This is a genomic window from Nannocystis pusilla (genome assembly GCF_020073745.1).
GTDB classification, from domain to species: domain Bacteria; phylum Myxococcota_A; class Polyangia; order Nannocystales; family Nannocystaceae; genus Nannocystis; species Nannocystis radixulma.
This window is the reverse complement of sequence record NZ_JAIRAU010000056.1, coordinates 144,820-170,066: the sequence shown is the minus strand read 5'-3', so window position 1 is coordinate 170,066 and position 25,247 is coordinate 144,820. Positions and strand designations below refer to the sequence as shown.

The 25,247-nt window shown below is 72.1% G+C and carries 22 protein-coding genes; 11 read left to right on the top strand and 11 right to left on the bottom strand.

Annotated elements, in window-relative coordinates; translation table 11 throughout:
* Positions 1-173: 173 nt before the first annotated feature.
* Complete coding sequence (gene tsaA, locus K7C98_RS38480; RefSeq protein ID WP_224196902.1) at positions 174-716, bottom strand: tRNA (N6-threonylcarbamoyladenosine(37)-N6)-methyltransferase TrmO; 543 nt, start codon at positions 714-716, stop codon at positions 174-176.
* Between the two features lie 113 nt (positions 717-829).
* Here tsaA and K7C98_RS38475 point away from each other — a divergent pair, with 113 nt between their 5' ends.
* The 4 genes from K7C98_RS38475 to K7C98_RS38460 all read left to right on the top strand — a co-directional run bounded on the left by K7C98_RS38475 (position 830) and on the right by K7C98_RS38460 (position 4,830).
* Positions 830-2,185 carry an MATE family efflux transporter gene (locus tag K7C98_RS38475; protein WP_224196901.1) on the top strand — a complete coding sequence of 452 codons (1,356 nt, stop codon included), beginning with the start codon at positions 830-832 and terminating at the stop codon, positions 2,183-2,185.
* Between the two features lie 70 nt (positions 2,186-2,255).
* Positions 2,256-3,806, top strand: coding sequence for a phytoene desaturase family protein (locus K7C98_RS38470; RefSeq protein ID WP_224196900.1), 1,551 nt, complete (start codon positions 2,256-2,258; stop codon positions 3,804-3,806).
* A 105-nt stretch (positions 3,807-3,911) separates the two neighbouring features.
* On the top strand, positions 3,912-4,544 hold the full coding sequence (locus K7C98_RS38465) for an RNA polymerase sigma factor (RefSeq protein ID WP_224196899.1): 633 nt from the start codon (positions 3,912-3,914) through the stop codon (positions 4,542-4,544).
* On the top strand, positions 4,507-4,830 hold the full coding sequence (locus tag K7C98_RS38460; RefSeq protein WP_224196898.1) for a thioredoxin family protein: 324 nt from the start codon (positions 4,507-4,509) through the stop codon (positions 4,828-4,830). The genes K7C98_RS38465 and K7C98_RS38460 overlap by 38 nt, the downstream gene beginning before the upstream one ends.
* A 153-nt stretch (positions 4,831-4,983) precedes the next feature.
* On the opposite strand, the gene K7C98_RS38455 is transcribed toward K7C98_RS38460, so the two are convergent.
* A complete protein-coding gene (locus K7C98_RS38455) occupies positions 4,984-5,724 on the bottom strand; it encodes an FHA domain-containing protein (protein ID WP_224196897.1) in 741 nt (246 codons plus the stop codon).
* A gap of 291 nt (positions 5,725-6,015) precedes the next feature.
* On the opposite strand from K7C98_RS38455, the gene K7C98_RS45265 reads away from it, so the two are divergent.
* Both K7C98_RS45265 and K7C98_RS38445 read left to right on the top strand, forming a co-directional pair.
* Entirely contained in the window at positions 6,016-7,548 is a 1,533-nt protein-coding gene (locus tag K7C98_RS45265) for a M23 family metallopeptidase (RefSeq protein ID WP_224196896.1), read from the top strand.
* A gap of 111 nt (positions 7,549-7,659) precedes the next feature.
* Positions 7,660-8,322 carry a glutathione S-transferase family protein gene (locus K7C98_RS38445; RefSeq protein WP_224196895.1) on the top strand — a complete coding sequence of 221 codons (663 nt, stop codon included), beginning with the start codon at positions 7,660-7,662 and terminating at the stop codon, positions 8,320-8,322.
* A gap of 18 nt (positions 8,323-8,340) precedes the next feature.
* Here the strand turns inward: K7C98_RS38445 and K7C98_RS38440 are convergent, their stop codons facing one another.
* The 9 genes from K7C98_RS38440 to K7C98_RS38400 form a co-directional block, all read right to left on the bottom strand.
* The gene (locus K7C98_RS38440) at positions 8,341-8,556 is read right to left on the bottom strand and encodes a hypothetical protein (RefSeq protein ID WP_224196894.1); all 216 of its coding nucleotides are present in this window, start codon (positions 8,554-8,556) and stop codon (positions 8,341-8,343) included.
* A gap of 117 nt (positions 8,557-8,673) precedes the next feature.
* Positions 8,674-8,886, bottom strand: coding sequence for a hypothetical protein (locus K7C98_RS38435; RefSeq protein WP_224196893.1), 213 nt, complete (start codon positions 8,884-8,886; stop codon positions 8,674-8,676).
* Between the two features lie 145 nt (positions 8,887-9,031).
* On the bottom strand, positions 9,032-10,798 hold the full coding sequence (locus K7C98_RS38430; RefSeq protein ID WP_224196892.1) for a cytochrome c3 family protein: 1,767 nt from the start codon (positions 10,796-10,798) through the stop codon (positions 9,032-9,034).
* Positions 10,799-10,902: 104 nt separating this feature from the next.
* Positions 10,903-12,009 carry an STAS domain-containing protein gene (locus tag K7C98_RS38425; protein WP_224196891.1) on the bottom strand — a complete coding sequence of 369 codons (1,107 nt, stop codon included), beginning with the start codon at positions 12,007-12,009 and terminating at the stop codon, positions 10,903-10,905.
* A 376-nt stretch (positions 12,010-12,385) separates the two neighbouring features.
* A complete protein-coding gene (locus K7C98_RS38420) occupies positions 12,386-12,676 on the bottom strand; it encodes a hypothetical protein (RefSeq protein ID WP_224196890.1) in 291 nt (96 codons plus the stop codon).
* A 42-nt stretch (positions 12,677-12,718) separates the two neighbouring features.
* Positions 12,719-13,138 (bottom strand): hypothetical protein, encoded by a 420-nt coding sequence (locus K7C98_RS38415; protein WP_224196889.1) that lies wholly within the window; start codon positions 13,136-13,138, stop codon positions 12,719-12,721.
* Between the two features lie 22 nt (positions 13,139-13,160).
* Entirely contained in the window at positions 13,161-13,937 is a 777-nt protein-coding gene (locus K7C98_RS38410; RefSeq protein ID WP_224196888.1) for a sterol desaturase family protein, read from the bottom strand.
* Between the two features lie 76 nt (positions 13,938-14,013).
* Positions 14,014-14,637: a hypothetical protein gene (locus K7C98_RS38405; RefSeq protein ID WP_224196887.1), complete on the bottom strand. Its 624-nt coding sequence runs from the start codon at positions 14,635-14,637 to the stop codon at positions 14,014-14,016.
* 89 nt (positions 14,638-14,726) lie between these two features.
* The gene (locus K7C98_RS38400) at positions 14,727-15,599 is read right to left on the bottom strand and encodes a hypothetical protein (RefSeq protein WP_224196886.1); all 873 of its coding nucleotides are present in this window, start codon (positions 15,597-15,599) and stop codon (positions 14,727-14,729) included.
* A 156-nt stretch (positions 15,600-15,755) separates the two neighbouring features.
* Here K7C98_RS38400 and K7C98_RS38395 point away from each other — a divergent pair, with 156 nt between their 5' ends.
* From K7C98_RS38395 to K7C98_RS38375, 5 genes are all read left to right on the top strand, one after another.
* Positions 15,756-18,338 carry a TIM-barrel domain-containing protein gene (locus tag K7C98_RS38395; protein ID WP_224196885.1) on the top strand — a complete coding sequence of 861 codons (2,583 nt, stop codon included), beginning with the start codon at positions 15,756-15,758 and terminating at the stop codon, positions 18,336-18,338.
* 127 nt (positions 18,339-18,465) lie between these two features.
* Positions 18,466-18,861 carry an ArsR/SmtB family transcription factor gene (locus tag K7C98_RS38390; protein ID WP_224196884.1) on the top strand — a complete coding sequence of 132 codons (396 nt, stop codon included), beginning with the start codon at positions 18,466-18,468 and terminating at the stop codon, positions 18,859-18,861.
* Positions 18,858-19,742, top strand: a complete 885-nt coding sequence (locus K7C98_RS38385) for an SRPBCC family protein (RefSeq protein ID WP_224196883.1) — start codon at positions 18,858-18,860, stop codon at positions 19,740-19,742. The genes K7C98_RS38390 and K7C98_RS38385 overlap by 4 nt, the downstream gene beginning before the upstream one ends.
* A 389-nt stretch (positions 19,743-20,131) precedes the next feature.
* Positions 20,132-21,769, top strand: coding sequence for a putative metal-binding motif-containing protein (locus K7C98_RS38380; protein WP_224196882.1), 1,638 nt, complete (start codon positions 20,132-20,134; stop codon positions 21,767-21,769).
* A gap of 183 nt (positions 21,770-21,952) precedes the next feature.
* Entirely contained in the window at positions 21,953-25,213 is a 3,261-nt protein-coding gene (locus K7C98_RS38375; protein WP_224196881.1) for an FG-GAP-like repeat-containing protein, read from the top strand.
* The last annotated feature ends 34 nt before the right edge of the window (positions 25,214-25,247 follow it).

Below are 25,247 nucleotides of genomic sequence, written 5' to 3'. Positions count from 1 at the left end.
GACCCGACGCCTGCGGCTTTCAGGCCCCGACGCGCCCGCAGACCGGGTTTTACGGCCACAGCGGGCTCTGCCGTACGCCGTGACGCCCGCCACAACGATTCGCCGATCGCATGTCGCCTATTCTTATCAATGTTCTCGGGACATGCCCCAACGGACATGTCCCGCAGACCCCTTCAGCGCGGGCGGAACTGGTCGGGCTCGTCCTGCACGCGGCCCTCGAGCCAGCCGGCGCGGGCCTCGGGGAACGCGTCGGCGTAGGGCACGTACGGCTTGATGTCGAGCACGGGCGTGCCGTCGAGGATGTCGAGCCCGAGCACGTGCACGTCGCGGCCCTCGACCGCGGTGACGCGCAGGCACGACAGGCCGATCGCGCACGGCCGGTGCGGCGCGCGGGTGGAGAACAGGCCGACGGCGCGGCCCGGGTCGCGCGGCGACCTGACCTTCAGGCCATATCCCTGATTGAGGTGGAACACGAACACGCACCAGATCCGCTCGAACTCCGCCAGGTCGGCGAGCCCCGCGGCGAACTCCGGCAGCAGCTCGATGCGCCCGGGCAGCGCGCGGTCCTCCTTGACCTGGGTGGTGATCGTCGGCTGGCGCGGGGTGCCGAACCGCTCGGTGTAGGGCGAGCGCACCACGCCGATCGGCGAGAACGTGAAGCTCGGGCGCTCGTCGCGGCCGGTGGTGTGGTCCTGCTCGGGGATGCTGCGGCGCACGCGAGGAGCTTAGCCCGGATCGCCTGCGAGCGCGGCGCAGCCGGCCGCGCGTGCGCATCGGCACGCGGACGCGGCGGTCGGCGCGGCTGCGCCTGCGCTAAGAGACACCTCCTGTGCGCGAGGTCGTCGCAGAGCTGAGGCGGCTGGCCGTCCTCGCCGTGCCGCTGGCCCTGACCCAGCTCGGCAACATGCTGCTGGGCATCGTCGACATGCTCATGCTCGGGCGCGTCGGTCGCGAGGCGCTCGACGCCGCGGCGCTCGGCGGCCTGTGGAGCTTCGCGGTGCTGACGATCGGCATGGGCGTGGTCCTCGGCATCGACCCCTTCATCGCCCAGGCCCACGGCGCCGGCGACGGCCGCACGCTGGGCCTGTCGCTGCAGCGCGGCCTGGTGCTCGCGGCGCTCGTCAGCGTGCCGGTGGTGCTGCTGTGGACCCTCGCCGGCCCCGGCCTGATCCTGCTCGGCCAGGCGCCGCACCTCGCCGCCCAGGCCCACGACTACGTGCTCGCGCAGCTGCCCGGCGCGCCGGCGGTGCTGCTCTACGTGGCCATGCGCTCGTACCTGCAGGGCCGCGGGATCACCAGCCCCGCGCTCCTGGTCATGGTCGCGGCCAACGTCGTCAACGTCGGCCTCAACTACGTCCTGATCTTCGGCGCGCTCGGCCTGCCCGCGCTCGGGGCCGTCGGCGCCGGCATCTCGACCGGCGTGGTGCGCGTGGTCATGGCCGCGACGCTGGCGTGGCTCATCGTCCGCCGCGGCCTCTACCACGGCGCCTGGACGCCGTGGTCGCGCGCCGCGCTCGACCGCGAGGCGCTGGCGACGATCGTCGGGGTCGGCCTCGGCATCGGCATCCAGCTCGCGCTCGAGATCTGGGCCTTCCAGGGGGCGATGTTGTTCGCCGGCTGGCTCGGCGACGCCCAGCTCGCCGCCTACACGATCGTCCTCAACCTCGCCTCGTGCGCCTTCATGCTGCCGGTCGGGATCGGCATGGCCGCGGTCACCCGCGTCGGCAACCTGCTCGGCTCCGACCGCCCGCGCGAGGCCGACCGCGCGGCCCGAGTCGCCCTGGCCTTGGGGGCAGGTGTCATGAGCGTCTCGGCGGCGCTGATGTTCGGCCTGCGCCGCGTGCTGCCGGCGCTGTTCGACGCCGACGCCGAGGTCTACGCGCTCGCGGTCGCCAGCCTGCCGATCGCCGCGACGTTCCAGATCTTCGACGGCATCCAGGTGGTCGGCTTCGGGGTTTTGCGCGCCATGGGGCGCACCCGCAAGGCCGCGCTGGTCAACTTCGCCGGCTACTACGCGGTCGCCCTGCCGCTCGCCTACTGGCTGGCGTTCGGGCGCGGCGAGGGCGTGGCCGGGCTGTGGTGGGGCCTCACCGTCGGGCTGGCGCTGATCGCGAGCGCGCTGCTCGCGTGGATCGCCGCGCGCCCGCCCTCGACGGCCGGCAAGATCGCGCTCGAACAGCGTTAGCGGCGCTCGTGCGCGCCGTGGCTGCCACGACCGGTCGCGCGGGCGACGGGCATTGAGTATGGTGCCGGCCATGAAGACGGACACGGACGTGATCGTCGTCGGCGCCGGCCACAACGGGCTGGTCGCGGCGGTGTTGCTCGCCAGGCGCGGCCTGCGGGTGCGGGTGCTCGAGGAGAAAGAGGTCGTCGGCGGCGCCGTCCGCACCGAGAAGCCGTTCGCGCGCGCCCCCGACCTGGCGATCTCGACCGGCGCCTACCTGCTCGGGCTGATGCAGCCGGAGCTGCTCAAGATCCTCGGCGTCGACCTCCCGCTCAAGCGGCGCGATCCTCACTACTTCCTGCCGACCACCAGCGGCCGCTACCTCCTGCTCGGCTCCGACCCCGAGGAGACGCGGCGCCAGTACGCCGCCTTCTCGTCCGAGGCCGACTGGCACGCCGACCAGGCCATGCAGGCCGAGCTCGCCCAGCTGCGCGACGACCTCGCGCCGTCGTGGTTCCACGAGCCGCTGTCGCTCGAGGACACCGCCGAGCGCTACGTCCGTAGCTCCTTGCGACAGGTCTTTGTCGACCTGTGCCGAAAGCCAGTCGGCGACTACATCGACCGCTTCCCGTTCAAGAGCGACCTGATCCGGGCGATGTACGCCTCGACCGACGGCTTCACCGGCGTCTACGGCACCTGGGACACGCCCGGCACCGGCATGAACTTCCTCGTCCACAACATGTGCCGCCTGCCCGGCGCCGGCGGCACGTGGATGCTGGTCGAGGGCGGCATGGGCACCATCAGCAAGAAGTTCGCCGAGGCCGCGCGCGCGGCCGGGGCGGTCATCGACACCAACGCCGGGGTCAAGCAGATCCTGGTCGAGAACGGCGTCGCCGTCGGCGTCCTGACGCACAAGGGCGAGGAGCTGCGCGCCAGGGTCGTGCTGGTCGGCGCCGACCCGTTCCGCATGCGCGACCTCGCCGGCCGCGACAACTTCCCCGCCGACTACAACACCCGCCTCGACGGCATGCGCCGCGACGGCACCTCGCTCAAGGTCAACCTCGCGCTCAAGGGCCTGCCGCAGTTCACCTGCCTCCCGGTCGACCGCGGCCAGTACGGCCCGACGATCCACCTCCTGCCCGACGAGGAGGTCGTGATCCGCAGCTTCGGCGAGTCGTTCCGCGCGGTGCAGCAGGGCAAGCTGCCCGACTTCCCGGTCATCGACTGGTACATCCACACCACCGTCGACCCGACGATGCGCGACGGCCAGGGCCACCACAACTCGGCCCTGTTCGTGTCGTGGGTGCCCTACGCGCTGGCCGGCACCACCTGGGAGCAGGAGGAGAGCCGCTACGTCAAGCACCTGCTGTCGATCTGCGACCGCTTCGCCCCCGGCACCAGCGACCTGGTGGTCGACACCTTCGTCCTCCACCCGCCGAAGATCGAGCAGCACTTCGGCATCACCCGCGGCCACATCCTCCACGTCGACAACACCTACGGCTTCGACCAGCGCGTGCCCTACCGCCAGCCGATCGCCGGCCTCTACGCCGCCTCCGCCGGCACCCACCCCGGCGGCGGCGTGATCGGCTGCGGCGGCCACAACGCCGCCATGGCCGCGCTCAAGGACCTCGGGCTCGGCTGATACCCTGCCCTCGCCGGGCGGATCCGGATGGCCGGGCGCGGCCGCGCGCCACGCCCGGCGCATTTTTTCTGACACACTCCGAACCGGAGCGCGCACCACCCCGACATGCCCCCGTCCCCGCCCGGTGCGCCCGTCGAGACGCTGCTCGAGCTGATGCAGACCGGCGACCTGCGCGCGCTCGACCACCTGGCGCGGGCCTACGGCGATCGCCTGCTGGCGGTGGCCCGCCGCCGCTGCGACCTGCGCGAGGACGCCGAGGACGCGGTGCAGCAGGCCCTGCTCGCGGCAGGCACGGCGATGACCGGCTTCCGCGGCGAGGGCTCGCCGCTCGCGTGGCTGTCGACGCTGGTGGCCCGCACCTGCTGGCGCATGAACCGCAGGGCCGCGCCCGCGGCCGAGGTGGCCGACGTGCCGTGCACCTGCGACGACCCGGCCGTCGTCGCCGAGCGCCGCGAGCTCGGCGCGACCCTCGGCGACGCGCTCATGTCGCTGTCGCGCACCGATCGCCTGGCGTTCCTCCTCGCCGCCGAGGGCCTGACCAGCGTCGAGATCGCCGAGCGCTTCTCGCTCACGTCCGACGCCGTGCGCAGCCGCCTCAAGCGCGCCCGCAAGCTCCTGCGCGCGGCCCTCGAATCGCGTGACACACCCGCCCCGCCCCGGCGCACTGCATCGGCGAGCCATGACAAAGGAACGCTCGCAGATGACGAACTCGCCCAATTCCTCGCGCCGCACCGATGACGCCTCGTTCGCCGCCGACGTCGCGGCCGCCCCCGTGGTCCTCGTGAAGTTCGCCGGCGCCTGGTGCCCGCCGTGCCGCGCGCTGCAACCGACCCTCGACGCGATCGCCCGCGACCGCAGCGACCTCCTGGTCCTCAGCGTCGACGTCGACGAGAGCCAGGCGCTGGCCCAGCAGTTCAGCGTGCGCAGCGTCCCGACCCTGGTCGCGTTCCGCGACGGCAAGCCGATCGGCCAGATCGTCGGCAACCAGCCGCGCGCCCGCATCGAGGCCCTGCTGCGCGCGTGACCGGCATGCGTGTCCCTTCGGGCATGCTCGTATGGGCATGTTTTTTAAAACATGCCCATACGAGCATGTCCTATGCGCCATTCGTTCCCGCGGACGCGGCGTCCCGAACCTGGCCGATCGGTCAGCTCGCGCCGCCCGGGCGGGCGTGAAGCATCACAACCGCGACGACGTCAGCTGCCGCTCGATCTCGTCGCCGGTCCGGGCCCCGGCCGGGAACACCCGCGACACCACGTAGACGAGGTCCTGCACGACGCGCCAGGTCGACTCCTCGGCGCGCGAGGTCTCGAACAGGGTCACGGGCTCGGCCCGGCGCGACGGCTGCAGCCGCAGCGTGATGCCGTCGGGGGCCGCGTCGGCGCGCAGCAGCGGGAACGCGGCCGTGTTCCACACGTACGACTCGACCCCGCGGGCGAACCCGGAGCGGCCGGTGTCGTCGTCGCGCCAGAACACGGTGGCGCCCTTGGGCCCGGCCAGCAGCACGCCGCGGACGTCGAACGGCAGCGCCTCGCGGTGGCGCAGGTCGGCCGCCTGGGCCGCGATCTGCAGCGGCCCCGGGTCGACCGTGATCACGCGCAGGTCGGGCAAATGCAGCTCGGTCAGCGGCGCCGGGCTCAGCGAGCAGCGGACCGTGACGTCGTCGGCGAGCTGGAACACGTCCCCGTCCTCGATGCGGTAGTTGGTGACCCTGCAGCCGCGCAGCTCGAGGCCCGTGGTCGAGTTCTGGTCGACGATGTAGAAGTTCTCGCCGCGGCGTTCGATGCGGCAGTGCTTGCGCGACACGTTGCCGCTGCGGATCGGGAGGTCGTTGTCGCGGGTGCGGCCGATCGAGAACTCGTCGGTGCCGACGCCGATCCGCCGTCCGGCGCACGTCAGCACGAGCGGGATATTCGCCATCGCCGCGGATCCTAGCCAAACACCGGCCTCGCGGGGCGCGCGGCGCTCGTGAAGTAGCGCGTGGTCTCGGCCGGATCATGCGCGCCCATGAACGTGTCCGCATCGATGGGCGTGCGGCGGAGCGCGCAGTCACGCGCTGTCAAATTCGTCTCGAGGACCTCGCACCGCGCGACCGAAGCCGGCGCGACCTGCACAGTTGAACAGCCCGAACGAGCCCACCAGCGGGCTCCTACGGCCCCGAATTCCCCGAAATGTTGCCCCCGCGCCGCGCGATCTGATAGCGCCGCCCTGGTGCGCAGCAGCAAGAACCGCCGGATGGCCACGGGCCGGCGCAAGACGACCAGACGAACCGCGGGCCTGCGCGCGTGGCTCGGCCTGCAGACGTCCGGCCGCCCGGCGCTGCGGACGACGAAGAACCGGCGCATGACCGAGGAGCAGCGGCAGAAGGCCGCCAAGGCCTACGTCGACCCGGTCGAGCGGAAGACCCGCAACCGCACCGTCGCGCTCCTGATGCTGCTCGCGGTCGTCAACCTCTACGTGTTCGTCTGGCGCGAGGGCACCAGCGTGCTCGAGCTCGGGGCCCCGCGCGCCGCCGCGATCGTCGAGCACGACGAGCGCGGCCACGGCCCGCTGGGCGCCTTCGCCGAGACCCCCGAGTCGGCCTGCAGCGGCGACCCGGTGCGGATCTTCGAGGGCCTCCACGACCAGATCCACCAGGCCACGACGCTCGACAAGGGCCGCACGCTGCGCCTCGCGCTGCTCGAGCTCGGCGTCGCCGCGACCGAGATCGACGCCCTCGAGGCCGCGCTGCGCCCGACCATCGACCTCGGCCTGGTCGCCGGGACAGGTGCCCCGCTGCGCCTCGCCAGCGACCGCCGTGGCGCGATCCTCGCGCTGGAGATCGAGCAATCCGAGGGTCGGCTGCTGCAGGCCTGTCGCGGCGGCAACGGCATGACGGTGCGCGCGATCCAGCACCCGCCGGTCAGCGACGTCGTCGCGGTCCACCTCGAGCTCGGGTCCGACGCCGATCTCCGCGCCGCCGTCGTCGAGGCTGGCGAGCGACCCGAGCTCGCGGACAGGATCGCCGCCGCCCTCGCGTTCGAGGTCGACCTCGTCGCCGACGCCCGCCCGCGCGACCGCATCGACCTCGTCATCGAGCGCCGCTTCCTCGGCAAGCAGTTCCACCGCTACGGCAGCCTGCTGGCGGTCCGCTTCCGCGGCGAGGCCGGCCGCTTCGTCGCCTTCCGCTTCCAGACCGGCAACGGCCAGGCCGCCTACTTCGACGCCGAGGGCAAGCCGGTCCGCCGCACCCTGCTGCGCTCGCCGCTGGCCTTCCACGCGCTCCAGCCCGGCGCGCGGGCGATGATGCCGCCCTCCGTCGAGGTCGTGGCCGGCCGCTCCGGCGCGCTCTACCGCCGCCCCGAGGGCGCGCCCGTGGTCGCCCTCGGCGACGGCGTGGTCCGCAGCCTCGGCGAGCAAGGCGACGCCGGCCTCGTCCTCGAGCTCGCCCACGAGGACGGCACCGTGGCCCGCTACGCCCACCTCTCGCGGATCGTCGGCGACCTGCGCCCCGGCCAGCCGGTCCGCCAGGGCGATCTCGTCGCCCTCGCCGGCCACTCCGGCAAGACCGCCACCGACCGCGTCCGCCTCGAGCTGTGGCGCGAAGAGCACGGCGACGCCGCCGTCCTCGACCCGCTGCTCCTCGCCGCCGGCGGCGACCGCCGCCCCGCCGTGGTCGGTGCCCCGCTCAAGGGCACCACGCTCGAGCGCTTCAAGCTGGAGATCGCCCCGTGGCAGAAGGCCCTGCGCGAGACGCGGGGCTGACGAGCACCGACTGTCCGGCCGGCGCCGAACTGGTCCACTCGATTTTGTGAAACTGGGCCTTTCTCCTGGACCACCCCGCGCGCACGCTCGAGGCGCCAACGCGGAGTCGATATGCAGGATGTCCACGCAGGCGCGGCGAAGCCCGCGCAGATCATCGGGCGCAGCAGCTCGAACTTCACTCGAGTGCCGCTCATCTTTGCCCACGAGCTCGGCGTCCCGTTCGAGCTGGTGCCGGTCCACGACATGACCGTCGTCGATCCCGCGCTCTACGCCGGCAACCCGGCGCTGAAGCTGCCGACCTTGCGACGGGCCGGCTCGCTCGTCTTCGGCGCCGAGAACATCTGCCGGGCGCTCGCCGACGGCGCGGACGCGAAGCTGCGGATCGTGTGGCCCGAGCAGCTCCGCGCCGACGTCGCCCGCAACGCCCAGGAGCTCGTCTGGCACGGCATGGCCGCGCAGGTGCAGCTCGTCTTCGGCACGGTGGTCGCCAAGCTGCCGGCCGACAACCTCTACTTCACCAAGGCGCGACAAGGCTTCCAGGGCGCGCTCCGGTGGCTCGACGAGCACCTGGCGAGCGTCCTGGACGCGCTCCCTTCGCCGCGCGACCTGAGCCTGTTCGAGGTCACGCTGTTCTGCCTCGTCGAGCACCTCTCGTTCCGGAGCACGCTGCCCGCCGGGCCCTACCCCGCGCTCGTGCGCTTCGCCGAGGCGTTCGCGCGGCGCCCGTCGGCAGCGCGGACGCCCTATCGCTTCGACCCTCCTCCCGACGCATGAGCGTGGCGCCTCGCGGTGTCACATCCTCGCCGCGTCGAGCAGCATCCCCTTGAGCGTCTCGTACTCGCCCATCCGCGACAGGTCGTGCTCGGTCAGGTTGAACACGCCGACGGGCACGCCGTCGCGGTCGAGGATGATGACGTCGCGGTAGGTCACCTCCCACTGCCCCCACGCGTCGACCTTGCGGACGTCCTGGAGGAACGGGATGACGCGGCCGGCGACCATCTCGGGCACCCCGGACTCGTGGCCGCGCTCGTTGACGCCGAGCAGCGCGATCCCCAGGTCGGGGTCCTCGCCGTCGAGCTCCGCTTGCAGGTCGTTCAGGTAGCCGAACTGGCTACGGCAGTACCCTCAAGTCGCGTGCGCGAAGTACCAGCCCGACACCGACCCCGCGTAGTCGCTCGGCCCGCGCGCCTGCTCGTGCGTCGCCGAGTCGGGGTTCACGTCGACGAGCTTCCAGTCGGGCGCCGGCTCGCCCGAGCCGACGATGCCCGTCGTCCCGGAGCCCTCGGCGCAGCCCGCGAGCGCGAGCGCCCCGGCGAAGAGTAGTGATCGTGGGTTCACCGCCGCAGGGTAGCACCGATCGTCGCGCCTGCGCAGCCCCGATCGAGGCCGGCGGGCGGCCGCCGCCGAGTCGTCGCCCGCGTCCGCCCGCGCGTTCCTGGCCTATTGGTCATGTCCTTCACGACATGCCCTGAAAGACGTCCACTCACAGCCCGCTGCTCGGGTGCGTCGTGTGGCACGAGCCGGTGCACTGGGTGAACGACTCGGCCTGCCCGCCGACGTAGATGCTGCTCACCGGCCCGAACGCGGCGACGTGGCTCTGCGGGTAGCTCGTGTGGCACGACAGGCACGCCGACTTGCTGGTCCGCTGGATGCTCGCGGCGGTCAGGTGGCACGTGTCGCACTGCTTCACCTGGGCGTCGAAGCGGTTCGAGCGCGAGTGGATGAAGTGCACGCGCGAGTGGATCGGCGCGTCGTACTCGACCCCGAGCGGCGCGTGGCAGCCGTAGCAGGTGCCGCGGTTGGGGTTGCGGTGCAGCACCGCCGCGAGCGAGCCGCCCTCGCTGTGGCACGATTGACAGTTGCCGGTCTCGAGCGTCTTCGATGTCGGCGTCGCGGTGCCGACCTGGACCTCGATCGTGCGCGTGAACGCGAGGTCCTCGCCGTGGTAGACGCGGCGCGCCTTGGTCGTCAGGCGATACGTCCCGGGCGGGGCGTTCGCCGGCAGCTGCACCGAGAACGTGTCGCTGCCCGGCTCTGCCCAGCCGAGGTGCTGCGGATCGAAGGCCCCGCCGAACACGCCGTCGGTGGTCGGGAACACCTTCCACACGTCGAACAGCCCGTCCTGCTCGAGCGTGGCCACCTGCTGCACGTCCTCGCTCAAGATCTGGTCGAGCGGGACGATGCTGTGGATCGGCCGCACGTTCTGCGCCGGGCCCATGAAGTGGGCGATGAAGGTCCGCTCGCGGTGCTTGCGGCGCCAGTACACCCAGGTCGGATCGAAGAAGCCCTGGTAGTACTGGAAGCCCGCCTCGTTGTCGCCGAAGATCACGTCGTTGTAGCTCGGCAGCGAGCCCTCGGGGTGGAGGCGGTTGCCCTCGCCGTCGCGCAGCGTCACCCGGAACGTCAGCTCCTGGCCCGGCAGGAACCACCCGTCCGGCCCCGGCGGCGTCAGCACGTCGACGTCGATCTGGAACCCGTAGGCGTACTCCGGGTCCGTCTCCTGCTCGACCGGGATCACCCAGCGCTGCAGCGGGTTCGCGGTCCATCGCAGCTCGAGCGCCGCGGTCGCCGGGTGCAGCGCGAACGACGGCGTCTGCTTGAGCGCGTTGCGCAGCTCGACCACCGCCTCCTCCTCGAACCCCGTCGCCCCCGTGCAGTCGGTCGGCGTCGGGCAGCCGAGCGTCCGCTGGATCGCCCGCAGGCGGCGGACGAAGAAGTGGTCGCCCGGCTGGCGCTGCCCGTCGCTGCCGATCGACATCACGATCGGCGCCGCGATCGGGTGGCCGTCCTCGTCGAGCTGGCCGAGCAGCACGACGCTCGGCAGCGTCATCCACAGCGCGCCGGTGTAGAAGCGGCTGCGCGTGAACTTGCCCGCGGCGTCGGGCAGCTGCGCCGTCTCCTGCTCGACGAATTTCGTCCCCAGCCACAGCGCGTGGGCGAAGTCGCCGCTGAGATCGAGGCCCTTCACGCCCTCGTCGACCGCGCTCGTCACCACCGTGCTGATGTCGACCTGCTCGAGGAAGAACCGCGCCCCCGCGTGCAGCCGCAGCGGCGCCGAGGTCCCGTTCTTGAGGTCGATCGCCAGACCGATCGGCTCCGCGTCGTCGTCGTCGTCGTCCCACCGGACGCCGAACAGCTCCGGCGACCGCGCCGCCTCCGGCGCGTCACAACCCAGCGTCGCGGCGCCCACGAGCGCCGCGGCCCGCAACGTCTTGCCCGTCACCACGCTCCACCGTGCACGCTCCACCATGGTCCACCTCGATCATCGCCACGATAGGCGATGCTCGCCGCGCGGCGCCACTTCTGCCTGCGGAGAACGACGCGCGCTGCGGCGATGTGCCGCGTGGTTGCACCTCAACCCAGGTTGCGGATCGCGGCCTGCAACGCCGCCTCGAGCGTGCCGAACGCGCTCACTCCAGCCAGCGGCGCGTCGATGGCGACGAGCGTCGCCGACATCCGCGGCGAGATGCCCGACAGCAGACAGGCCGCGCCGAGCAGCCGCGCCGCGCTGACGATGCGCAGCAGGTTGGCCGCGGCCGCCTCGTCGAGCGCGTCGGCGCCGGTGAGGTCGAGGATCACGTGGCGCGCGTGCGTCTGGGAGATCCGGGCCAGCAGGCTCTCCGTCATGCGGGCCACGCGTTCGCCGTCGACGGGGCCGACGATCGGCAGCGCGACGATGCCGGGCCACACTTGCAGGATCGGCGTCGACAGCTCCGAGATCGCCTGCTCCTGGCGCTCGATCAGCTCGAGCTTGGCCCGCAGCTCGTCCTCGACGCGCTGGCGCTCCGTGATCTCGTCGCGCAGGCGGGCCTCGACGCGCTGGCGCTCGCGCACCTCGTCGCGCACGCGGGCGAGCGCCTCGCGCAGGTCCTCGCGCGTCGCCGCCTCGGTGTCGACGATCGCGGCCACTCGTGCGGCGTAGGTCTGCTCGGTCGGCGTCACCTCGAACTCGTCGAAGGCGTCGCCGCGGGCGGTGAAGCTGGTCTGCACGACCTGGCACGGGACCCCGAGGATCCGCTCGCTGTAGCCCGCGAGCTTGCCGGCGATCGACCACGTGCCCCAGTCGACCCCGAGAGCGCGCTGGTAGATGCCCTCCCAGCTCTGCGTGACGCGGAAGCGGATCCGCCGCGCCTCGCGGTCGAGCTCGATCAGCTCGAACTCGCCGAGGCCGACCGTGCGCATCGCCCGACCGACGAACGACAGGCCCTCCTCGACGGTCGGCATGCGCTGGATGATGTCGCGCCACTCGCCCTCGGTGCTCTCGCGGCCGGACCCCTCGAGGGCCAGGTTGAAGCGCTCGGTGCCGAGGATGCGCTGCAGGCCGCTCATGAAGCCCGCCATCGTCGACTCGGTCCACATCAACACGACCGGCTGGCCCCAACACAGCATCAGCCCGCGCTCGAAGTCCCACGAGAACTCGACGCCCTCCACCGTGATCGACGGGCTCTGCTGCTCTGCCATCGGTCGGGATGATAGGAGCCGCCGCGAGAGCCGCGCAAACTTTCTTTGCGGCGACGACAGCGCCGTCGCGATCCGACGCACGCCGACGTCCCCGCGATCCTGTAGGCCGGCGACGCACGCCGGCGGCGAAGCGGGCCTCGTGCGTGGCGACGCGAGCGGCCGCTCGCGCACAGGCTCGCCACCTCCGCGCCGCAGACGGTGAGCGCAGGTCGTACGAATCCCGCATGGTGTGCTCCCGGACCCGCGCGAGGACCCCTCCAGGCACCCGGCTCCAGGGCCAGGAATACGCCGTTCGCGCCGCCGGGCAGCGACCTGCACGATCGGGCATGCCACCGGAGACATGTTCTTATAGACATGTCTCCGGAGTCACCTCGCCTCACAGCATCGCCACGTCGATCAGCATGCCCTTGAGGGCCTCGTACTCGCCCATCATCGACAGGTCGTGCTCGGTCAGGTTGAACACGCCGACGGGCACGCCGTCGCGGTCGAGGATGATGACGTCGCGGTAGACCACCTCCCACTGCGTCCACGCGTCGACCTCGGCGACGTCCTGGAGGAGCGGGATGAAGCGGCCCGCGGCCATCTGCGGCACCCCGGTCTCGAGGCCGGCGCCGTTGACGCCGAGCAGCTCGATCCCCAGGTCGGGGAACTCGCCGTTGAGCTCCATCTGCAGGTCGTTCAGGTAGCCGAACTGGCTACGGCAGTAGCCTCACGTCGCGTGCGCGAAGTACCAGCCGGACACCGACCCGGCGTAGTCGCTCCGGCCCCGCTCCTGCTCGTACGTCGCCGAGTTCGGGTTCACGTCGACGAGCTTCCAGTCGGGCGCCGGCCCGACCGGCGCGCCGGTCGTGTCGCCGGTCGTGTCGCCGGTCGAGCCGGTCGTGGCGGTCGCCACCGGTCCGGTGGTCGGCTCGTCGCCGGTGCTGGTCGTCGGGACAGGTCCCGAAGTCCCTGTCGTGGGGGACATCGTCGTCGTCGTCCCGGTCGAGGTGGTCGCGTCGGTCTCGGAGGCGCCGTCGCCGGTCGAGCTGGTCTGCCCGCCCGAGCTGGTGGCGCTCGTGTCCGAGCCGCCGTCGGGGCAGCCGGCGAGCGCGAGCGCCCATGCGAAGAGTGGTGGTCGTCGGTTCACCCCCCCACGCTACCACCGTTCGTCACGCCGGCGGCTCGGTCTTCCCGTGCTGCCGCAGCGGCCGTCCGGCCATCACCTGCGCGTAGGCGTCCACCCAGTCGGGCCACTCGGTCCCGGCCAGGCGGTCCATGAAGGTCGAGCCGAACCCGAAGTGCCTCGTGAACCGCGCGTGGTGGAGCGCGTGGAACGTGTACGGGTGCGCCAGCCACACCGCGGGGCTGCGGGTCAAGGACGGCGGCCCGAGCTCGACGTTGGTGTGGCCGATGATGTTGCCGAACACGTTGTAGAACAGGTACACGAAGTACCCGATCAGGCTGACCGGAGCGACATGCCCCAAGAGCCAGGGCACGCCGACGTAGCCGAGCGCCCACCCGAGCGCCTCCACCGTCGACACCGACTGCGCGCTCCACGGCGTCGTCACCCGCGACTGGTGGTGCAGCCGGTGGAACCGCATCAGCGGCCGCGTGTGCAGCAGCCGGTGCAGCCCGTAGAAGTAGACGTCGAACACCACGCTGCACACGAAGAAGCTGGCGATCCCCCACCCCAGCGTGTCGGGCCCCCACGTGATCCACCCGCCCTGCAGCGCCAGCGCCAGCGCTGCCGGGATCACCAGGCAGAAGCGGAGGTTGGCCCGCTGCTCGCGCGCCACCTGTCCTTCGGGCAAGGCGTCGCCCTGGATCGGCCGCGCCTCGGGCGAGCGCTCGGCCGCGCGACCGATCGCCGCCGCCACGACCGTGAGCCCGACGTGCGCGAATACCAGCACCACGAACCAGTCGAGGAATTTCCCGAGGTCGAACACCCGGCCATTGTCGCACCGCCCGGGTCGCCGGGCCGCCTGCGACCGCGTGACCTCGGCCCGCACACGCGGACCGAAGTCAGTACCCGTCCGGGATCTTGCCGTTCAGGAAGTGAATCGTGTTCGGCTCGCGCCGGCGCGACCACAGCGCCTCGACCGGGCTGTCGGCTGTCCCTCGGGACAGCCCCTCCTGCGCCGACCAGCCGGGCGTCTCGCCGGCGCGCAGGCTGTGCAGCCCGCTCTGCCAGACGCCGATGATGTACGTGTGCCCCGCGGCCCGCCCGCCGAAGAAGTCGGTGAAGCGGCGCGCGAATTCTTGCCCGCGCACCGCCCCGAACGCCTCGCAGGTGCGAAACCACCACAGGTGGTCGGGCACCATCCGCTCGCGGATCGCCGCGAGCTTGCGGTGCAGCGGGTGCCCCGGGCGCAGCGCCTCGGCCGTCAGCCCCTTGCGGTCGACGAACAGCTCGCCCCAGTGCCCGTGGCCCCAGTACTGGATCTCCGCGATCTCGCGGTCGGGGTGCGTCGTCGCCAGCCAGTCGAGCCCGTCCTCCCAGCACGTCACCCCGAGCGACGCGTCGAAGCGCGACAGCCCGCGGTACAGGTGCGAGCCGGCCCACCACGCGTGCGACAGCCCCGGCCGCAGGCGCTTGCCGGTGCACGTGCGGTCGAAGAGCATCAGGCGCAGCGGGGCCGAGCGCATGGCGACAGTCTAGTGCCGCGACCGGGGCATTTCGACCCTCCCTCGCTTGTTCTTCGCCACGCTGGCTGCGTTGCTCGTCGGCACTGGCCCTAACGGCGGCCGAACCGACCGACCACGCCGAGGCTGCCGGGGCCGGGCTGGAGCTGCAGCGACAGGCTCCCGCGCCGCTGCTTGCCCAGCCGGAGGTCGCGCGCGCCGAGCACCAGCAGCGGCACGCCCGCGGCCACGCCGACGGCCGCCAGCACCCCCCCGATTGCGAGCATGCGAGTACCCTCGACGTCGAGCGCGCGCAGCGGCGACAGGTCGACCGGCAGGTCGGCCGCGAGCACCGGCGCGATCGTCTCGTCGAAGCTGCGCCGGGAGGTCGCCCCGCCGAGCGCGAGCCCGCCGCCGAGCGCGCCCACGACCAGCATCGCGCCGCCCGCGATCAGCTCGCGGCGGCCGCGGCGGATCTGGCGGTCCGCCGCCCGGCGGTCGGCGCGGGCCCGCCGGATCTCCGCCCGGCGCTCCGCCACCGACTGCTGCAGCCCCTCCGCGTCGGCGTGGACCAGCGCGACCTCGCCCGCGCCGATCCGCGGCACCGGCGGCGCGTCGGCCAGCGCCACCGCCTCGCGCGCGTGGAACTCCACGCGATCGAGGCTGGCGGGCGACGTCTGTACTTTGAGCCATGTCTTCGCGGCCATGATATGAATCCGCGGATCCTGGGTGTCCCACGCCTGACCGCTGAGCCAGCGCGCGCACGTCTCGACGCCCTGGATCGCCTCGACCTCCGCGGCGCGGGACGCCAGCGCCTCGCGCTCGGCCGCCGCCTGGGCCAGCGGATCGACCGCGGGCGCGGCCCTGGCCTGGCCGCGCGCCTCCGCGGCCCGCCGCGACTTCGGCGTGGCCGACGCCTGCAGCGGAGCGAGGCTCAGCGCGGCGCACACGAGCGTGCACACGGAGCGGCGATGCGTGACGGACATGCGATCCTCCTGGCGAGCACCTGAAATTCAGGATGACGTGACCGCATGCGCCGACAATGTGCCGTGCGCCCGGCTGTGCGTGCCCCCACCAGCGCGGCGCGCACGTCCCCGATGGACAGGCGGACGCGCTCGCGGTCATCCTGCCGACATCCCCCCATGCCGACGCGCCGCGCCCTTCGAACCTCGCCGCTCTCTCTCCTCGCGCTCGCCTGCGTCGTCGCCTGCGGCGGCGGCGGCTCCGGCAGCGACAGCGACGGCGACAGCGACGGCGACACCGACACGACCACTGCCGGCGCCACCGACACGACCGCCGCGCCGACCACCAGCGGCACCACCGCCTGGGAGGAAGAGTCGGAGAGCGAGCCCGAGCAGCCGGTCACCGTCGAGTGGTCCGAGCTCGAGCTCCGCCTCGTGCGCGGCGGCGACGTCCTGCTGCGCTTCCCCGCCGACGGCTTCCAGCTCGGCGTCGTCGCGGCGCTCGACGACGCCTCGTCCTACGACCCGTTCTTCCTCGCCCCCGACCAGTGGCTCACCGTCACCGCCGCCGAGGCGCTCGGGGGCGCCGCCGCGGTCGACGTGCGCCTGTCCTTCGGGACAGACGTCCACGCCCGCCTGACCGTCACCGAGGCCGCGCCCGGGCGCTTCCACGCCAGCCTCGTCCCCGAGCCCGGCGGACCGGTCCTCGCGTACATGCGCCTGCGCCCGATCGTCGACGCCGGCGAGGGCTTCTACGGCCTCGGCGAGCACTTCGACGCCGCCGAGCACCGCGGCCGCGTGCGCGCCATGCAGCTCGAGTACGACCCGCAGATCGAGAGCCAGTACAACGAGGCCCACGTGCCGGTCCCGTTCATCACCGGCACCCGCGGCTGGGGCCTGTTCGTCGAGGACCCGCACGCGGCCGTGTTCGACGTCGCCGCCGCCGCCCCCGACCGCGTCGAGGCCACCTTCGGCACCGGCCCCGACACCGGCGCGGGCCTCGTCTTCCACCTCTACGCCGCCAACCACCCGCTCGACGTCACCCGGCACTACTACGCCACCACCGGCGCGCCGAAGCTGCCGGCCCCGTGGGCGCTGGGCCCGTGGATCTGGCGCGACGAGAACGACGACCAGGCCCAGGTCGAGAGCGACATCGCCACGATCCGCGAGCTCGACCTGGCGACCTCGGCGATCTGGATCGACCGCCCGTACCAGAGCGCCGTCGGCGTGTTCGACTGGAACCCGACCCAGTTCCCCGACCCGCAGGCCATGATCGCCAAGATCCACGACCTCGGCCTGCGCCTCGCGTTGTGGCACGTGCCCTACGTCGACGACGACCCGGCCGCCGCCGAGATGCGCGCCGAGGCCGAGGCCGGCGAGTTCTTCCCGCTCGAGGTCGGCCTCATCACCTCCCAGTGGGGCGAGCCGCTCGACCTCACCAACCCCGCCGCGTTCGAATGGTGGCAGGACCACATCCGCGAATACACCGACAACGGCGTCGACGGCTTCAAGCTCGACTACGCCGAGGACATCGTCGTCGGCCTCGGCGGCGCGCGCACCGTGTGGCAATTCGCCGACGGCAGCAGCGAGCGGACCATGCACAAGCTCTATCAATTGCTGTACCATCGCGCCTACGCCGAGCTGCTGCCGGAGTCGGGCGGCTTCCTGCTGTGCCGCGCCGGCACCTACGGCGATCAGCAGAACGTCAGCGTGATCTGGCCCGGCGACCTCGACGCCAACATGGCCGCGCACCGCGAGCCGGTCGACGACGACGGCGAATCGTACATCTCCGTCGGCGGGCTGCCGGCCGCGCTCACCGCCTCGCTCGGCCTCGGGCCCAGCGGCTTCCCGTTCTTCGCCTCCGACACCGGCGGCTACCGCCACGCCCCGCCCGACCGCGAGACCTTCGTGCGGTGGTTCGAGTACACCGCGCTCACCCCCGTGATGCAGGTCGGCACCGGCTCGTCCGACGTGCCGTGGGAGTTCACGCCCGAGAACGGCCTCGACGACGAGAGCCTGGCCTGGTACCGCCAATACGCGCGGCTCCACCTGCGCCTTTTCCCGTACGTATGGACCCACGCGCAATTGCTGGCCGGCACCGGTCGTCCGCTGCAGCGCCCGCTCGGCCTCGCCTACCCCGAGCTCGGCGTCCACCCGTCGGACACCTACCTGCTCGGCCGCGACCTGCTGGTCGCGCCGGTGGTCGCGCGCGGGGCCACCTCGCGCAAGCTGTCCCTTCCGCCAGGTGCCTGGCTCGACTGGTGGACCGGCGAGGTCCTGCAGGGCGACCGCGACGTCACCGTCGACGCCCCGCTCGGCACCCTGCCGCTGTTCCTGCGCGTCGGCGGCATCGTGCCGCTGCTGCGCCCGACGATCGACACCCTCGCCCCGACCACCGCCGCCGACGTCGACTCGTTCGCCGGCGACCCCGGCCTGCTGTACGCCCGCGTCGCCCCCGGCCCGGTCGGCACCCGCTTCGACCTGTACGACGGGACAGCCCTCAAGCAGCGCCTCGGCGCCGGCTCGCTGCGCCTCGAGGTCGCCCCCGGCGAGGTGTTCACCGCCGGCGTCGACGTCGAGGTCGTCGCCATGCCCCCCGTCGCCGCCGTCACCGTCGACGACGCCCCGCTGAGCCAGCGCGCCGACGCGGCCGCCCTCGACGCCGCGAACGACGGCTGGTTCTACGCCGCGGACCTCGGCGGCACCCTGCGCGTCAAGCTCGGCCCCGGCGCCCACCTCGCGCGCGCCACCCTCGTGGACTAGCGCCGCCCCCGGGGCATCCCGCATCGGGCCGCCGATCCGGCACAGGAGCGGCGGTTGGACGGCGTTTCGAACAACATGTAACCGATTGTTGACGTTTCTCCCGCCATATGTAACCTTCCCTTTACGCATGACGTGCACCACCTCCGCCGCCACGCTCGACGCCGTGTTCTTCGCGCTGTCCGACGGCACCCGGCGCGGCCTGCTCGAGCGCCTGCGCGGCGTCGAGGAGAACGCGGGGACGCTGGCGCGAGGCTTCGCGGTGACCCGCCCCGCGGTCTCGCGGCACCTCCGGATCCTCCGCGAGGCGGAGCTCGTCGTCGAACGCAAGCGCGGGCGAGAGCGCGTCTACACCCTCGCGCCCGAGCGGCTCGCCGTCGCCACCGAGTGGCTCGACACGTACCGCGTGTTCTGGTCGGCACGACTGCGCGACCTCAAGACCCTCGTCGAATCCCTGCCCCCCGACGTCTCCCCCGAACCCGCGCGCCCCCCCGCGCGGACGCGCCGACCCTGGAGCACCCGATGACCGAGACCCCCCCAGTCCTTGAACACCGCGCCAGCTTTCCCCTGCCAGCCGCCCCCGAGCGGGCGTTTCGCGCCCTCGTCGAACCGGCAGCGCTGTCGCGCTGGTTCGCCGAACACGTGCGCGTCGAGCCCCGCGTCGGCGGCGCGTTCGCATTCCACGGCAGAGCCGCGTTCGCCACCCCGAGCGCGGGCGAGGCGACGCAGCGGCTCGTCGCCTTCGAACCTGGCGCCTCGCTGGCGTTTCAGTGGACGATCCACGGCGTCGACACCGAGGTGCGCTGGACCGTCACGCCCGGCGAGACCGCCGAGACCTGCCGCCTCGAGGTCGTCCATACCGTCCGCGGCGCGCTGCCGTTCAAGCGGCCCCGTCACGTCCTCGACGATCTGTGGCGCATGACCGCCGGCAACCTCATGGACCACCTGGCCGCCCGCGCCGACGTCGTGCTGCCCGACTTCATCAGCGACCGGCCCGAGGTGCGCGTGTCGATCGACATCGACGCGCCGCCGGCCCGGGTGTTCCGCGCGCTCCTCGACCCGGCGCTGATGAACCGCTGGCTCGGCGGGGCGGCGCAGGTCGACCTCGAGCGCCGCCAGTACTCCTACGGCTGGAGCTACGACGTCGAGGGCCGCAGCGTCGCGGGCGGTCCCACCAGGATCCTCGAGCTGGTGGAGAACGAGCGGCTCGTCACCGACTGGCCCGACTGGCGCGGCGAGCCGGACCAGCCGACCACCCGCGTCACCTGGTTGCTCGAGCCGTTGCGCGACGGCGCCGCCACGCGCGTCACGATCGTCCACGACGGCTTCGGTTCGATGGTCGATCGCAGCGACTACCAGCAGGGCTGGCTCGGGTTCGCCGAGCAGCTGCGTGAGGTCGTCACCTGACGCCCGCTCCACCCGGCGACGGCCCGTGATCGGGACTCGCCCGACTCCGCGCCGGCGCGGAGGGCAGCGCCCCGGCGAGATCGACGGCAGCGTCGATTACAAACGTATTTCATGCCACCGGGCCGCGGGCCTCCCGACGGGCGTTCGTCCTCGCGCGCTCCTCGCAAAGCGGCTCCGGAGCAGAGCCGGCGACGATGCTCGCACCGAACGGCCCGCCAGTCGGCAGAGCCGGAGGTCGGTGTTCGGCACCGGTGCATCGAGCGGCCCGCGCGACGGCGCCCTTGAGGCGACTTTCAGCCGCGTGCTAAAGCCGCGGCATGAAACATTCCGGCTCGTGGTTATCGACAGGGACGGTCCTGCTCCTATGTGCATGTCCCAATGAGCAGGTCATGGAGACGGCCACGGCGACGGACCCGTCGACCGGCGTCCATTCGACCTCGACCGCGCCCGCGGCGACCGAGGAGGTCCCGGGCAGCGCGACCGACCCATCCATGCCGACGACGACGAGTTCAGCGACCTCGCCCGTCGATCCGACCGAGGACATCGACACCGGCGCGACCCACACCAGCGGCGACACGACGACGACCACCACCACCACGGCGACGAGCACGACGAGCACCAGCGACGACTCGACGACGACCACCACCGGCGCCGGGACGAGCACCTCCTCGACCGGCGACGACTCGACCACCGGCGACACCACGACGACCTCCGGGACCACCGAGCCGGGCACGACCACCACCACCACCACCGACTCGACGACCGGCGACAGCTCGTCGAGCACCACCACCGGCGTGGTGGAGATGTGCATGGATGGCCAGGAGATCGAGTGCTACGAGGGCCCGCCCGGCACCGCCGACGTGGGCATCTGTCAGTCCGGCTATCGCGTCTGCACGTTCGACAACGTCTTCAGCGACAAGTGTTACACGCAGCAACTGCCGGCCGCGGAGCAGTGCAACGGGCTCGACGAGGACTGCGACGGCGCAGCCGAGCAGATGTACGGCCCCAAGGTCAAGGTCGGCACCGGCAAGTTCCCACGGCTCGTCGCCCGCGGCGATCACTTCGTCGCCGCCTGGGTCGATCCGTTCAACAAGATCATCCTCCAGCGCCTCACCACCACGGGCGCCCCGATCGGCGCCGCGGTGCCGCTCATCATCAACGGCGCGATCCACGACCTCGACCTCGCCTCCTACGCCGGCGGCCTGGCGCTCGGGTGGGTCCGCACCGACGTCGTGTACGACGGCCCGGTCTCGTTCGTCCGCACCTTCGACGACGAACTGGCGCCGCTCTCGGCGGAGCAACGCCTCGGCACCGCCATCGTCACCGGCGTCGACGAGACCAACCTCGAGCTCGAGGGCGTGGGCGGCGGCAGCAGCTCCTACCTCGCCCTGGAGGTCAAGCAGGAGGGCTTCAACACCGTCGTGCGCTACGCGTTCCTGCCGCAGAACGGCGAGCACGCGACCATGACCGTGCTCGAGACCAACGTCGGCGGCGGCTCGCCGGAGCTCACCTGGCCGATATTGGCCCCGACCGACTACGGGGTCGTCGGGATCTACCACGGGACCTTCCAGGGCGGCAGGATGCGCGGCTGGGGCCCGGCCGGCAACGTGCTGTGGAGCGTACAGCTCCCTGCCGGACGCGCGGCCCACGTCGCGTACACCGGCGACGACCTCACGGCCATCGTCGGCGTGAGCAACTGGATCGGGGCCCGATACTCGGCCAGCGACGGCACGGAGCTGGCCGTCCTGCCCAAGGTCTCCGGTCTGTACGCCGGCCAGGCCGCGGTGCAGCTGTCCGGGGTGTACGCCAACGGCAACCACCACGTCTACGGCTGCATGACCACCTCGTTCACGCACTCGCGCTTCACCAAGCCGGGCGCGTTCGTCCCTTACGAGGCGGCCCAGGCCGCCTTCGGCGCCTGCACGCCCAACCAGGCGGAGGTGGCCGCGGCTGCGGTGAACGGCTCGATCGGCGTGCTCCAGGTGAGCGGCCTCGATCTGTTCTTCCACCCGCAGCTCTGTCCGTGACGCGCCCGACCCCGCCGCCGGGGCGCCGATCACCTCGCGCACGTCGCTCGTGTGCGGCGAATCGGGGCCCCGGCCGCCGGCGTGGCGCCGAATGTGATGCGTCGTGCTATGATCATAGCTTCACCTCTCGTGCTTGAGTCGACCGGCGCGTGGTTGTAGCATCGTGCGATGCGAACATCGTCCATGGTAGCCCCCGTCGGACTCGGCGTTTGGCCGGGTCTGGCGCTCGTCCTCGTTATTCCCGCCTGCCCCGCGGATACGGCCGTCACCGCCAGCGACACCGATCCATCGAGCTCGTCCGCCGCGACGACGGTCGACGACTCGACGAGCCAAGCGGCGGCGACGGAGCCGACGTCGACCACCGCCCCGACCACGTCGATCGGGCCCACCACGGCGACGACCGCCGATACGACCGGCACCACCGATATCGATCCGACCGCGACCGACCCGACCGCGACCGACCCGACCGCGACCGACCCGACCGCGACCGACGCCACCGACACGACCGACACCACCGCGACGGATACGACCGACACCACCGCGACCGACACCACCACCAGCACCGGCGGCGACCCGGTGTGCGGCAACGGGGTGCTCGAGGTCGGCGAGGCCTGCGACGCCGGCGCGGACAACGGGCCCGGGAAGGCCTGCAAGGCCGACTGTGAGATCAACGTCTGCGGCGACGGCGACCTCGGGCCCGGCGAGGCCTGCGACGACGGCAACCTCGTCGACGGCGACGGCTGCAACGACCAGTGCGCCCTCCCGCAGTGCGGCGACGCCAAGCTCGACCCCGGCGAGGAGTGCGACGACGGCAAGGACGGCGACAACACCGACGCGTGCACGGACGCCTGTCTGCTCCCGGTGTGCGGCGACGCGTTCGTGCAGGCCGGCGAGGGCTGCGATCTCGGGCCCGCGAACAGCGACAACGGCGCGTGCACGAGCGCCTGCCAGCCCGCCGAGTGCGGCGACGGCCTGGTGTGGAGCGGCATGGAGGACTGCGACGACGCCAACGACGTCGACGACGACGCCTGCACCAACACCTGCGAGCTGCCGCCCGAGAAGGACTGCGGCGGCGCGTTCCAGCCCGGGCAGTACTGCTTCGCCACGCCGGGCGCGCAGCTCCTCGCCTCCGAGCCGTCGCAGGTGATCGTCGAGGACTTCAACGGCGACGGCCACCTCGACATCATCGCCGCCGAGCCGAACCCGAAGAAGATCCACGTCCGACTCGGCGACGGCGCCGGCGGCTTCGATGCGGGCACCGGCTTCTCCGTGCCCGACAACCTGCCCCGCGGCCTGACGAGCGCCGACATCGACGGCGACGGTGACCTCGACGTCCTCGTGCGGTCGAACGCCGGCGTCACGGTGCTCGTCAACAACGGCGCCGGCAAGTTCATTAACGGCGGCCCGGCCCTGGCCGCCTCCGCCGCGCCGCAGGCGCTCGTCGCCGCCGACATCGACGGCGACGGCGACCCCGACTTCGCCACCGCCGACGGCACGAGCCACAACGTCTCGGTCCGCTGGGGCGCGGCAGGCACGACCTTCTCGGCCGCCAAGACGCTGCGCGCCGGGCTCGAGGTGAGCGACATCGTCGCCGCCGACCTCGAGGGCGACGGCCAGATCGACCTCGTCGCGCTCAACAAGAAGTCCGGCAACGTCAGCGTGTTCAAGAACCTCGGCGACCGCAACTTCGCCCGCCAGCGGACCTACCGCGTCCCGCTCGACTCGACCTGGATGCGCGTCGCCGACATCGACGGCGACGACCACCTCGACCTGCTGGTCCTCGACCCCGCCGCGCGAAGCGTGTACGTGCGCCCCGGCGACGGCGCCGGCGGGTTCCTGGACGCGCCGTACCACGTGCGCCTCGGCGCGCTGCCGAGCAGCATGGAGCTGGTCGACATCGACCACGACGGCAATCTCGACCTCCTCGGCGTCTACTGGGAGTTCGGCAAGAGCTTCCTGCTCACCGCCACCGGCGACGGAGCCGGCCAGTTCTCGGGCGTCGTGCTGCAGCAGAACGCCTCGCTCGCCGACGACGTCGCCGCGGGCGACCTCGACGGCGACGGCCGGCGCGACCTGGTGGTCACGCTGCCGACGTCGCAGACGATCGAGGTGCGCTGGAGCGACGCGAACTTCGACAGCGACGTGTGCAAGGGGCTCTGCCAGGCGGCGGTGTGCGGCGACGGGTTCGTGTCGCCGCAGGTCGAGGATTGCGACGACGGCGACGACGACGACACCAACGGCTGTCGCAACGACTGCACGCGCCCGCCGCTGACCGGCTGCGGCAACCTCGTCGCCGAGCCGGGCGAGGTCTGCTTCGAGGCGATCGACCTGCCGCACTCGCACGGTTACACCGTCTACGGCTACTCGCTCGCCACCGGCGACCTCGACAACGACGGCCTGTCGGACCTGTTCGTCGCGTTCTCCGATCAGGTCGCCGGCCAGATCGACTTCTTCGGCTACGGCGAGGCCTACGAGACCTGGCTCGGGACCGGCGAGGGCGGGTACCAGCCGGCCGCCAAGCAGCGACTGCTGTCCTCGTGCACGCTGGACCCGCGCCGCGCCGTGATGTCCGACTACACCAAGGACGGCAAGCTGGACGTCATGCTCACCTGCTACCCCAAGCCCGGCCTCGCCAACTCCCAATTCCGCGTCCTCGTGTACCCCGGCAACGGCGACGGCACGCTCGGCGTCAGCAGCTACAACGCCGCGTGGAACGGGGTCGGCGACGCCCGCTTTCACGACATGGACGGCGACGGCGACCTCGACGTCGTGACGGTCCCGAGCCAGGGCGGCGACGTGACGTCCGTGTTCGTCGGCTTCAACCGCGGCGTCGGCGTGTGGGGCGACCTCGTCGCCCAGGGCGCTCCGCAGCACTACCCGTACCAGTACATCGATTACTACAACGGCGGCGTCCGCATCGGCGACTTGAACAATGACGGCGCGCCGGACGTGATGATGGGCTCGCTCCCGAACTTCAGCCTGCTCGGCACCGGCGGCGGCAAGCTGTCGAACATGGCGATCCCGGTGCCCATTCAGGGCGCCAGCGTCCTCGGCGACTTCACCGGCGACGGCGTCCTCGACGTCGCGTACGTCGGAGTCTTCACCCAGAACGACCCGGTGTACCTCTACGTCGGCGACGGGTTCGGGCTGTTCGGCGAGTTCGCCCCCTCGCTCAAGACGAACCTCGGCACCGTCTCCGGCGAGACGTTCACCGAGGCGGCCGACTTCGACGCCGACGGCCACCTCGACCTCGTGTTCGCGTCCCAGGGCACCAAGTGGACCACCGTGCGCGGCGACGGCTCCCCGGCGTTCAAGGACTACAAGAACCACGGGGTCGCCCTCGGCGCCTACAGCCTCGAGGTGCGCGAGGTGACCGGCGACGGCCGCCCCGACGTGTGGCTCGGCGGTCAGAACAAGACGGCGCTGATGCGCTCGCGCCCGTGATGCGACATGTCCTCCGGGACATGAGGGGCAGCCG

Bases quoted from the DNA above. Each gene is read 5' to 3' on its own strand.
- K7C98_RS38395 (WP_224196885.1), top strand. From the start codon at position 15,756: ATGCCGACGCGCCGCGCCCTTCGAACCTCGCCGCTCTCTCTCCTCGCG.
- K7C98_RS38420 (WP_224196890.1), bottom strand. From the start codon at position 12,676: ATGGAGCTCAACGGCGAGTTCCCCGACCTGGGGATCGAGCTGCTCGGC.
- K7C98_RS38455 (WP_224196897.1), bottom strand. From the start codon at position 5,724: ATGGCGAATATCCCGCTCGTGCTGACGTGCGCCGGACGGCGGATCGGC.
- K7C98_RS38425 (WP_224196891.1), bottom strand. From the start codon at position 12,009: ATGGCAGAGCAGCAGAGCCCGTCGATCACGGTGGAGGGCGTCGAGTTC.
- K7C98_RS38445 (WP_224196895.1), top strand. From the start codon at position 7,660: ATGCAGGATGTCCACGCAGGCGCGGCGAAGCCCGCGCAGATCATCGGG.
- K7C98_RS38400 (WP_224196886.1), bottom strand. From the start codon at position 15,599: ATGTCCGTCACGCATCGCCGCTCCGTGTGCACGCTCGTGTGCGCCGCG.
- K7C98_RS38470 (WP_224196900.1), top strand. From the start codon at position 2,256: ATGAAGACGGACACGGACGTGATCGTCGTCGGCGCCGGCCACAACGGG.
- K7C98_RS38380 (WP_224196882.1), top strand. From the start codon at position 20,132: ATGGAGACGGCCACGGCGACGGACCCGTCGACCGGCGTCCATTCGACC.
- K7C98_RS38430 (WP_224196892.1), bottom strand. From the start codon at position 10,798: ATGGTGGAGCGTGCACGGTGGAGCGTGGTGACGGGCAAGACGTTGCGG.
- K7C98_RS38390 (WP_224196884.1), top strand. From the start codon at position 18,466: ATGACGTGCACCACCTCCGCCGCCACGCTCGACGCCGTGTTCTTCGCG.
- K7C98_RS38460 (WP_224196898.1), top strand. From the start codon at position 4,507: ATGACGAACTCGCCCAATTCCTCGCGCCGCACCGATGACGCCTCGTTC.
- K7C98_RS38385 (WP_224196883.1), top strand. From the start codon at position 18,858: ATGACCGAGACCCCCCCAGTCCTTGAACACCGCGCCAGCTTTCCCCTG.
- K7C98_RS38465 (WP_224196899.1), top strand. From the start codon at position 3,912: ATGCCCCCGTCCCCGCCCGGTGCGCCCGTCGAGACGCTGCTCGAGCTG.
- K7C98_RS38375 (WP_224196881.1), top strand. From the start codon at position 21,953: ATGGTAGCCCCCGTCGGACTCGGCGTTTGGCCGGGTCTGGCGCTCGTC.
- K7C98_RS38405 (WP_224196887.1), bottom strand. From the start codon at position 14,637: ATGCGCTCGGCCCCGCTGCGCCTGATGCTCTTCGACCGCACGTGCACC.